Below are 10,533 nucleotides of genomic sequence, written 5' to 3' on the forward strand. Positions count from 1 at the left end.
CGCCCAGCACGGCCGCGGCGAGCCCCAGCAGGGCATAGGTGGAGGCGAGCGAAGACTGCGATGACTGCACGATAGCCGTCAGGGCGATTCCCGCGATTCCGGCGAACAGGCCGCCGAGGGTATAGGCCAGGATCCGGATTGCCTTGATGTTCACGCCGGAACCGTAGGCTGAAACATCACTCTCGCCGGTCGCGAGGAGATTGCTGACGAAGGCCGTTCGGCGCAGGGCGAACCAGATCAGCCCGGCGACGCCGATGGTCAAGAGAGCGCCCGGGACGATGCCGATGCCCCCGGCGAAGGCCTCCGTCCAATTATTCGGGGCGGCCACCGGATTCTGGGCGATGGTCAGCGACAGGCCAACGAGCAGGAACAGCATCCCGGTGGTTGCGACCACCGGATGCAGGCGCAAGACGGCGACCAGGATTCCGTTCAGGGCTCCGATTCCGGCAGCCACCGCCAGGATGATGGGTGCCGCGAGATCCCAGTTGCCCAGCCCCGCGGGAATGAGGATGGCGACGAACAGGCAGTTGATGAAGGTGGCCAGGGGACCGACCGAAATGTCAATGCCACCGGCGAGGATCGAGGGCGTGGAGGCGAATCCCACCAGCACGAACGGCGCCAGCGTGGCCAGGGTGCCGGGGAGACGCGCGGGGGAGAGGAAGGACGGTGAGACGATCAGGTTCAACACCAGCAGCACCAGTGCGAGCAGGAAGGCAAAGGCGAAAGGCCAGCGCTGGAACAGGGGGAGGACGCGGTTCATGTATGCACCTCTGATTTCTGGCCGAAGTATGCGGCGACGATGGACTCGGTGGAAAGCTCGGAATGGGGGATCTCGGCAAACACTGATTGGTCGCGGAAGACCAAGACGCGGTCTGCGAGGTCAACGAGTTCGTCGACCTCGCTGGAGAGGACCACGACGCTCATGCCTTCGGCACTGAGTCGGTGCAAGATTGCGTAGATCTCCCGCTTGGTCCCGATGTCGACCCCTCGTGTGGGGTCGTTAAGCAGCAGGACCTTGGGGTCCGTGGCAAGCCAGCGGGCCAGCAGCACCTTCTGTTGGTTACCGCCGGACAATGTTGAAATGGCGTCCTGCGCTGCACCGAAGCGCAGGGACAAGGTCCGGGCGAACGCATCGAACCGGCGGGCAATGCTGCGGGTGTCCAGCAACCCGCCGCGGCGGTCCTTGGCCAGGGTCGGGAGCGCGAAGTTTTCGCGGATCGACATGGACTCGAACAGCGACTCGCCACGACGTTCGCGCGGCAGGTAGGCGACCCCCACGGCATCCCCGTTGCGCTCGGTAAGCTCTGCGGCGCCCTCGGGCCGGATGCGAACAACACTGCCGGGCCCGGCAGCCACGCCGGCCAGGCGTTTGATGAAGTGGTCCTGTCCGTGGCCTTCTAGCCCGGCAAGGCCCACGACTTCGCCGGCGCGCAGCTCGAAGTCGATGGGTGCCGAGGCCGACGCCAGGCGGACGGCGGATCCCCGAAGGCTGACGTCCCCGGGGTCGTGCGGTTGCCGCCGGGCCTCGTCGTGGCCGGAGTTTCCGGTCATGTCCGCGATCAACCGGTCGACGGACAGGGCCGAACGTTCGACGGTGGACACGCTCCGGCCGGACCGCAGAACGGTGACCCGGTCCGAGATCTCCGCGACCTCGTCCATCCGGTGCGAGATAAACAGGATGGCGGTTCCCCCGGCCGCGAGCCGGCGCAGCTCGACGAAGAGCCGATCACGGGACCTGACGTCCAGGGAAGCCGTCGACTCATCAAGGATGAGCACCTTGGGCTTTCGCACGAGCGCCCGCGCAATGCAGATGGACTGTCGCTCGGAGAGCGAGAATTGCCCGGCGGGAAGATCGAGGGGCACCTCGCCGGCGATACGCGAGAGGACATCCTGCGCGATCGATTGCTGCTCGGCGCGGCCCAGTCGGCGACGGAACGTCCCGTGGGACCCGAGCCAGACATTCTCGAGGACCGACTGGTTCCCCGCGGTGAGGACCTCTTGGAACACCGCCGCAATCCCCAGATCCATGGCCTCGCGGGGCGATCGGCTGTTGACGGGGACGCCGTCCAATGTGATGGAGCCGGAGTCAGGACGGTGAACCCCACCCAGGATCTTTACCAGAGTGCTCTTCCCTGAGCCGTTTTCGCCCAAGAGCGTGTGGATCTCGCCCGGCCGGAGATGGAGGTCACCGTCGATAACAGCGCGCGTGGCACCGAACCGCTTGCTCACCCCGGCGAGCATCAGGCCGGATGGTTGGTTGTTCACGGCGAATCTCCTTTGAATGGCCGATAAATGTGTCGCAGGTCATATTCGAAACTAGACGAATCGTACCGCATACGCCTACGCTGATGCCATACGATACGAATCGTTTTATACGGCAGGAGATAATCCATGAAGAAGACGACCTTTTTCCCCAGCTTCCCGACGGTCGGCGCCGCGATCCTGGGGGCCGGCGCCCTCGTCCTGACGGGCTGTTCGGCATCGGCGCCGGCGGCCCCGGGCTCCTCCGGAGGGGCAACCCCCGCCAAGGTGTCGCCCGCGGCAGCCGGAACCTGCGGGTCGCTGCCAACGGATGCAGCGAACGATCCGAACGTCCTGCTGTCCGGTTTACCCAAGGAGATCGCCGCGGGCTACAACCTCTACCCGTACGAGATCCGGAAGTCGGCATGGGCCGACTACAAGTCGAAGAAGACTGACGGTTTCACGGCCGCGATCGTGGGCATGCCACCTGCCAGTCCCTTCATTGCCTCCATGTCGGCGGCCATCCGCACGAGCCTGAAGGCCGATGGAGTCAAGATTGTCGGCGACTTCGCCCCGGATGACCCGTCGAACGTGCCCCTGCAGCTCCAGCAGTTCAACGAAGCGCTTTCGCTCAAGCCGGACGTGATCATCTACACCGCCATTGCACCGGAGCCTTCCGTGAAGCTGGCCAAGGCCGCCCATGACGCCGGCATCCCGCTGGTCGCCGCCCAGGTGCCTATCGATTCCGAGTACGCCGTGAGCGTCACGAGGAATACCCCCCTCGCGATCGCCCAGGTCACCGCCGGCACGGTGGCGGCAATCGGGGGCAAGGGCAACGTCCTGCGCGTCGACGGCATCCCGGGCATCCCGGTCTCGACCTTCGCGGGCATGGGCATCGACGCGGTCCTGAAAAACTGCCCGGAGGTCAAGGTCGCCGGGTCGGTCACGGGCTTCTTCCAGCCGGCCACGGCCCAGGCGGAGGTCCAGAAGTTCCTTGCGACCCACCCTGCCGGGGTTGACGCCGTCTTGCAGGCCGGAACGATGGGCGTAGGCATCCGCAACGCCTTTGTGGAATCGGGCCTGGAGGTGCCGCCGATCGCGGACGACGGGTCCAGCCACGGATTCTCCTCCTGGGCGCTGGCAAACCCCGGCTACCCTTACTTCGGCACCACGACCCCGTCTGTGCGCACCGGTGAGGCGGTGGTCGATGTGGCCCTGCGCATCCTGAAGGGCGAGGGCCCGAAGATCAACCAGATTGTTGAGCCCTCGGTGATCGTCTCCCGGGAGAACCTTGCTAAGGTCGCGGACCCCTCGTGGGACCGCAATGACCTGACCGACCTGGCCGGCGCCCCTGAGGACTACCTTCCCACCGACCGGCTCAATGCATTCTTCTCAAACCCCGGCGCATAGGGATGGCGCGAGCCACAAACTCGAGAGATGGATCCTCCGACGGGTCGGTCGATGGGGGTGCCGGGACGAACGACGGGCCGTGAGCGGTTCAATGCGTTCTTCGGAGCCTCCCGGCGCCTGACGCGAAAGCGAGTGCGCAACCGTCACCGGGCTTGAACTGGAACTAAGGGCCCCTTCCACCGGGTGGATGTCGAATGACATCCACTTTGGAAGGGGCCCTTCCCTTGCTCTGCACCGCGCCTGCCCTCGCCGGATCGCGATCCCAAGGTCCGGGCGCGATTGATCGGCCGGCCAAGAGTTGCCCGCAGCAGGAGGCCGGAACAAGCCCCCAGATGCTTTGTGCTGCCAGTCAGGCAAGCCGCTGCTGTGGTTCCGACTGCGGTTCGGGAGCAGCATCTTCTCCGGCACCGTCTGTCACGCGCAAAGAAGCCCCTTGGGACACTGAACCAGCATGCCGGTTCAGTGGTCCAAGGGGCTTTCCAATGCCGGCACTCCGCCGGACGGCCGCTTAGGCGCTGACGCGTCCGCGCAAAAATTCGGAGTCCGGGGAATCGGTGACGGGCAGTCCCGAGGCTTCCAGGCTTGCGCGCAGCTGCTTCATGAAACGGTCGGGAAGTCTGACTGCCGGCGGGCGCAGGGCTCCGCCGTTGAAGCCGGAGAGCCACTCCTGGTACTTCCACTGGGTGCGGTTAATGGAGCTGGTGCCCGGGGTGGAAGTGGACGATACAGCCATATTGGCGGCCCGGGCCGGCTGGACCTCCCAGTAGCGCTTCATGGCTTCTTCCCACTTGCCGTTGCGCGCCAGTTCGAAGGCCTTGGGGTAGTAGTCTCCCATCCAGTTCGTGTTCGCGGTGCCGGAGAACTGGACGTCCAAGACCGACATGAGGGGGATTATTTCGGCCTCGATGGGGCAGGAAATCACTACTTCATCGCGGAAGTGGTGGTACATCTCCATGACGCCGGGGATGCCCGGGTAGCCCTGTTCGGCTTTGATGGCGACGATGCTCGGCATCGCGTCGAGGACGCGGCGCACGAAGTCCACGCTCATGCCTGCGGGGTGGATGCGCTCGAAGCCCCAGGCGGGGAGCGGGAACAGCATGGTGGCCAGATCGGTTTCATCGGTGAAACGCTTGGTGTAGTCGAACACCTCGTCGTACGAGGTCGGCCAGAACGATGAAGGGTAGGCCAGCAGCGCGCGGTCCGCGCCGGCCTTGGAAGCCAGGTTTGCTGCATGGATGTTTTCTTCCAGGGTGCCGAAGATTGCGTGGAAGAAGAGTGCGAAGTCCGGTCCTGCCACCTCGCGGGCGATGGCTGTGATCCGGGCGTTCTCCTCCGGGGTGATATTCGCTTCGGCGATCAGCAGGGAACCCTTGTAGCCACGTTCCTTGAGCAAGAGGATGTCGTGGCGGATCGCGTTTTCGTTGATGGCAGAAAAGTCCGGGGTGAAGGACGGGTGCGTCACCGCAACGGTGCCGACGAAGTTCTCCCGGGCCCAGGAGCGGGCTTCGGATTTGGTGTATTCCACCATGTTGTTCTCCTTTATTGTCAGTGGGGTCTATTTGCGGCTGGTGACGATGCCCACGGGAAGGACGGTGCCAATGCCCTCGGCGCGGGCGCGGTTGACGAGCATCTCGGCAACAACGATGTCCTGCAGGCCGGAACCGGTCGACTTGTAGATACGGATCCCGTGCGCCGCGTCGATGGCGGTTTCGCCGGTCAGGGCGGCATTGAGTGTGACAATGAGCGAATCCACATCGACGCCGTGTGCCCGGGCCGCAATCATGTCCCCGCTTCCGTGCACGACCTCGTCACGGCTATCCACCACGACCACCGCGGCCCGGGCGATCAGCTCCGCGGGCAGCTCGCGTTGGGCCGGGGTCGTGGAACCGATCGAGACCACCGCGGCGTTCGGGCCGACCCATTCGGCCAGCAGCGTCGGGGACTCGTCGCGGGAGCGTGCAGCGCACAGGATGAGATCCGCGCCTTCCGCGGCCTCGCGGGCCGAGCCGACAGCACGTGCGGGCGCACCGAACGCGCCGTCGAACTCGGCCGCAAAGGTCTCGCGGTTGGCAGGGGTCGGACTGAACACACGGATGTCGGCGAACTCAAGCAGGTGGGAAAAGGCCGTCAGGTGAGAACGCGCCTCAAAGCCGGAGCCGATCACACCGACGATCAGCGGCCGCTGCGGCACGATCGTGGAGGTGCCCACGGCGGTGGTCGCGGCGGTGCGCAGGCCGGTGACGCGATTTCCGTCCACGAGAGCCACCAGATCCGCGGTGTCCTTGTCGAAGAGTGAAATCAGATAGCTGACGCGCAGGCCGTCCGCGAAGGACCCGGCGATTGACTTTGCCCCGAACAGACTGCCGCTGGGCGGCACCGAGGGCATGATCCGCAACCATTCGCGAGATGTCTGGGCGAAGATCCGACCCGGGGTTCGGGCCTCGTCGCCGGGGGCCTTGTAGGCGGTGCGGATGGCTTCGATCGCCCCGGCCCAGTCCGAAAGGCTGGCGACGTCGGCGTCGGTGAGAAAGAGCGGAAGGCTGTTCGGTAACTCGCCATTGGTGCTCACGGGGGCACTCCTTGGATGTCGGGCAGCCGGTCCACGGGCTGCGGGCGTGGGTGGATTTACTGAGTAGACCCAAATAGTATCCGATACGAATCGTATCCTATATAGTTGTGATAGAGAACACGTCTCCAGGAAAGGATCCCAACCATGGCAATCGCAACCGTCAACCCGACCACCGGTTCGACCGAAATGATCATTGAGCCGCACTCGGACGAGGAAGTCCAGGATCGCATCGCGGAAGCCGCCGAAGCGGCGCGGCTCCTGCGCGGCAGCACGTTCGCCCAGCGTGCGCAGTGGATGCTCGCCGCGGCGGACATCTTGGAGGGTCAGGCGGATGGCCTGGGCGAATTGATCACCGTCGAGATGGGCAAGCCGATTGCGCAATCGATTGCCGAGGTGCACAAGTGCGTCAAGGCCATGCGTTTCTACGCCGAGCATGCCGAGGAATTCCTGGCCGATGCCCCGCTGAAGGACCCGTCGTCGGTCGGCGCGAGCCGCGCCTGGACCCGCTACGAGCCACTGGGGACGGTGTTGGCGGTCATGCCCTGGAACTACCCGCTCTGGCAAGTCATCCGCTTTGCGGCCCCGGCGCTTATGGCGGGCAACTCCGGCTTGCTCAAGCATGCCTCGAACGTGCCCCAGGCTGCGCTCTTCCTCGACACACTCTTTGAGCGGGCAGGGTTCCCGCGCGGCTCCTTCCGCACCCTGCTGATCGGCGGCTCCCAGGTTGCCGGCGTCCTGGCCGATCCGAGGGTCAAAGCGGTGACCCTGACGGGTTCCGAGCCGGCGGGGCGCTCGGTCGCCTCCAGTGCCGGGGACCACGTGAAGAAGGCCGTGCTGGAACTGGGCGGGTCGGACCCTTTCATTGTCATGCCCTCGGCGGACGTCTCCGCCGCGGCGGAGACCGCCGTGCGTGCACGGATCAGCAACAATGGCCAGTCCTGCATCGCCGGCAAGCGGTTCATCGTGCACACCGAGGTCTATGACGCGTTCGCCGCCGAATTCGTGAAGCTGATGTCGGAGCTTAATGTCGGGGACCCGCTGAATCCCGCGACTCAGGTGGGGCCCTTGGCCACCTTGTCCGGACGCGACGAACTGGCCGAGCTCGTCGAGGACGCCCGTTCCCTGGGTGCCCAGGTGCTGACCGGCGGGGTGGTTCCCGAGGGCCCCGGCTTCTTCTATGCCCCCACGGTGCTCGCCGGACTCAGCGAAGAGATGCGGATCATCCAGGAGGAGACCTTTGGGCCCGTCGCGTCGCTGTACTGCGCCCGGGACCGCGAGGATGCCCTCCGGATTGCGAACCAGACCACCTTCGGGCTTTCCAGTGCGGTCTGGACTGCTGATGCCGAGGAGGAGGAATGGTTTACGGCCAACCTTGACGCCGGCGCGGTGTTCGTCAACGGCATGACGGTTTCGTACCAGGAGCTGCCGTTCGGCGGGATCAAGCGTTCCGGGTTCGGTCGGGAACTGGCTGCGGACGGGATCAGGGAATTCTGCAATCTCAAGACCATCTGGAAGGCGTAAGCAAGCCGGAAGCCCATCAGCTAACCCTTGTGCGGCTAAGTGATGCATGTTACTTTTTATTCGAAACGATACGTACTGAACTTGAAGGAGCAAGATGGCTAACGTCAACGTCGACGTGGTAGTGATCGGGGGAGGGCCTGTAGGAGTCACTGCGCTGGCCTTGCTGGGGCGCGCAGGTCTGACCGCCGTCGGGGCGGAGCGTGATGTCCAGGTTTGGCCAACTGCCCGCGCCGTGCACTTTGATGGTGAAACCTTCCGCACCCTCCAATCGCTGGGAGTGGCCGAGCGCTTTGCCGAGGTTACTTTGCCGATGTCCTCCTTCCACATCGAGAACGAGGAGCGGGAAGTCCTGGTGTCCTTGCCCACGGGTCAGTTTGGCACCCAGGGTTGGCACGACGATCTCACCTTTCACCAACCGGACATCGAGGTCCTGCTGCGGGATGTCGTGGAAGAACTTCCCGGCGTCGAGCTCCGCCGAGGCACCAGCGTGCTCTCCGTGCGCAATGAGGGACCGGGCGTCGAGGTGGCGGTGCGTGACTCCGACGGCGCGGAATCCTTAATCCGCGCCCGCTGGGCCATCGCAGCGGACGGGGCGCGCTCGCAGACCCGCCAGGCGCTGGGCATCGAGTGCGAAAAGCTGGGCGAGGATGCACAGTGGCTTGTCGCGGACGGCATTTTGGAAGAAGGCCCCGGCCTGTCTTCCGACATGATCTTCCTGGGTCATCACACAAGGCCCGCCCTGTGGATCCGCCTCCCCGGCAAACGGGTGCGGATGGAGTTCATGTTGATGCCGGGGGACGACCCCGAGGAAATTACCACCCCTGAGGGTGTGGAAAAGATCAGCCACGGCGTGCTGCCGGCAGACAGATTCACTGCAGACCGGCTGGCTATTTATACCTTCCGTGGGCGCATCGCACGGCAGTGGCGCGCCGGGAACATCTTCCTGGCGGGGGACGCGGCCCACCAGGCGCCACCGCTTTTTGGTCAGGGCCTATGCGCCGGATTACGCGACGTGGCCAACCTGGTGTGGAAGCTCGATGCCGTCAAACGCGGTGCGGCCGACGACAGCCTCCTTGACACCTACGAGAGTGAACGCATGCCGCATGCACGGTTCTGGGTCGAGCAGGCAACCCGGGCGGCGGGCTTCATGCAAACCACCGACGCCGACACCGCGAAGCAGCGTGACGCCTTCATCCGCGCAAACCCCGCCGCATCCGCACCGATCTCACCCGCGCTGGGCCCTGGCCTGCACGACGGCGGCACCGACGAACGCGCCGGCCGGCTCGGCATGCAGCCGATCCTCGCCGACGGGGTGCGCCTGGATGACATGGTGGGAAGCCGTTTCCTGGTGGCAACAACCCGCGAGCTCTATGCCGCGGTCCCGGCCCCACTGCGGGAACTACTTGAGGAACATGCCGACGTCGTGGTCCTGTTCGATCCGGCCAAGGTCGGCCAGATCCTTGCAGCCGCCGGCGCCCAGGCGGTCGTCGTTCGTCCGGATCGCTACATCCTGGGCCTCGGCGACACCCCCGAGGCCCTGGAACGCCTCATCGGCAGCATTCCGCAGGCCGGCCACAACGTGCCGGCACACATCTAAACCCACATCCGCGTCTAACAGACAGAACACAGGAGACCATCATGGCATTCAGCCCGATCACACACCTGAGGCATTTCGACATCGCGGTGCCCGACTACCAGAAGCAGGTCGAGTTCTACAAGAACCACTGGGGACTCACCGAAATGGAGAACGACGGCGGCGTGACCTACTTCGCCGCCGAGGGCTCCCCGGAACAGTATTCGGTCCGCGTGCGCAAGGCCGAGGAGAAGCGCCTTGACATGGTCGCGTTCGGCGCGGCGGACAAGGCCTCGGTAGACCAACTCGCCTCGGACCTCATTGCCAAGGGCGTGAAACTCATTGGGGAACCCGATGACGTCCAGACCCTCGGCGGGGGATACGGCTTCCGCTTCTTCGACCTGGAGGGACGCACCATCGAGGTCTCCTCCGACGTCGAGGTGCGCAAGCACCGCAAGATCGAGGAACGCGAAGCCATCCCCGTGCGGCTCTCCCACGTGGTGCTCAACTCCCCGGAACCGGAGAAGATGCGCGCCTGGTACGAGCAGCACCTGGGCTTCCGTCTCTCCGACACCCTGAACCACCCGCACATGGGCGACCTCTTCTACTTCATGCGCTGCAATGCGCAGCACCACTCCATAGCGATCTCCCGCGGCCCGCATGCCTCGTTGCAGCACGCGTCCTTCGAGCTGCGCGGCATCGACGAGTACATGCGCGGCAGCGGCAAGCTGCTGCGTTCGGGGTTCAAGAAGATCTGGGGCCCTGGCCGCCATAAGGCAGGGGACAACACCTTCACCTATTTCCACGATCCCAACGGGAACACCATGGAGTACACCACCGAGCTGGATTCGGTGGATGAGGATACGTGGCATCCAAGCATCTTTGACACGCGCGACCCCGAGACCTCCGACCAATGGGGAACCGGCGGCGACATGGACGAATTTATCGCCCGTGAAATGTTCAACGACCGCGACAAGGGCCTGTTCGTCCCGCCTCCGGTATAGCTGCACCAGACGATGACAAATGGAGGATTCATGGAAGAAGCGCGCGTGAACGGATTCATGCTGGGCACTTTCGAGGACGGCGGGGAACAATTTCCCGGGGCCGTCTTCGGTAACACCGTCGTTGACCTGCGCACGGTGGTGCCGGGCATTAATCGGATCGGGGACCTGTTCGCCGAGTGGGACGCGCACCTGGATACGCTCGAGTCCATCGACCC

General features: G+C 64.8%; 9 protein-coding genes. 5 read left to right on the forward strand and 4 right to left on the reverse strand.

Annotated features, from left to right (window positions below):
- Positions 1 to 760, reverse strand: a 760-nt coding sequence (locus tag Y706_RS29250) for an ABC transporter permease (protein ID WP_043435964.1), incomplete at its 3' end; no start/stop codon positions are given.
- Complete coding sequence (locus Y706_RS0110580; RefSeq protein WP_028276567.1) at positions 757 to 2,265, reverse strand: sugar ABC transporter ATP-binding protein; 1,509 nt, start codon at positions 2,263 to 2,265, stop codon at positions 757 to 759. The genes Y706_RS29250 and Y706_RS0110580, both read right to left, overlap by 4 nt.
- Before the next feature lie 126 nt (positions 2,266 to 2,391).
- Between Y706_RS0110580 and Y706_RS0110585 the strand changes: the two genes are divergently transcribed.
- Positions 2,392 to 3,651: a substrate-binding domain-containing protein gene (locus Y706_RS0110585; protein WP_028276568.1), complete on the forward strand. Its 1,260-nt coding sequence runs from the start codon at positions 2,392 to 2,394 to the stop codon at positions 3,649 to 3,651.
- 508 nt (positions 3,652 to 4,159) lie between these two features.
- Here the strand turns inward: Y706_RS0110585 and Y706_RS0110590 are convergent.
- Both Y706_RS0110590 and Y706_RS0110595 read right to left on the reverse strand, forming a co-directional pair.
- Positions 4,160 to 5,179 (reverse strand): dihydrodipicolinate synthase family protein, encoded by a 1,020-nt coding sequence (locus Y706_RS0110590; protein ID WP_028276569.1) that lies wholly within the window; start codon positions 5,177 to 5,179, stop codon positions 4,160 to 4,162.
- Between the two features lie 27 nt (positions 5,180 to 5,206).
- On the reverse strand, positions 5,207 to 6,220 hold the full coding sequence (locus Y706_RS0110595; RefSeq protein WP_028276570.1) for an ornithine cyclodeaminase family protein: 1,014 nt from the start codon (positions 6,218 to 6,220) through the stop codon (positions 5,207 to 5,209).
- 144 nt (positions 6,221 to 6,364) lie between these two features.
- Here Y706_RS0110595 and Y706_RS0110600 point away from each other — a divergent pair, with 144 nt between their 5' ends.
- The 4 genes from Y706_RS0110600 to Y706_RS29255 all read left to right on the forward strand — a co-directional run.
- Positions 6,365 to 7,741: an aldehyde dehydrogenase family protein gene (locus Y706_RS0110600; protein WP_028276571.1), complete on the forward strand. Its 1,377-nt coding sequence runs from the start codon at positions 6,365 to 6,367 to the stop codon at positions 7,739 to 7,741.
- A 94-nt stretch (positions 7,742 to 7,835) separates the two neighbouring features.
- Positions 7,836 to 9,338: a bifunctional 3-(3-hydroxy-phenyl)propionate/3-hydroxycinnamic acid hydroxylase gene (locus Y706_RS24905; RefSeq protein WP_052355055.1), complete on the forward strand. Its 1,503-nt coding sequence runs from the start codon at positions 7,836 to 7,838 to the stop codon at positions 9,336 to 9,338.
- Positions 9,339 to 9,379: 41 nt separating this feature from the next.
- Complete coding sequence (locus Y706_RS0110610; RefSeq protein WP_028276572.1) at positions 9,380 to 10,318, forward strand: VOC family protein; 939 nt, start codon at positions 9,380 to 9,382, stop codon at positions 10,316 to 10,318.
- A gap of 30 nt (positions 10,319 to 10,348) precedes the next feature.
- Positions 10,349 to 10,533, forward strand: a 185-nt coding sequence (locus Y706_RS29255) for a hypothetical protein (protein WP_043435987.1), incomplete at its 3' end; no start/stop codon positions are given.

The sequence above is a fragment of the Arthrobacter sp. I3 genome, from assembly GCF_000520575.1.
In the GTDB taxonomy this organism is placed as follows: Bacteria; Actinomycetota; Actinomycetes; order Actinomycetales; family Micrococcaceae; genus Arthrobacter; species Arthrobacter humicola_A.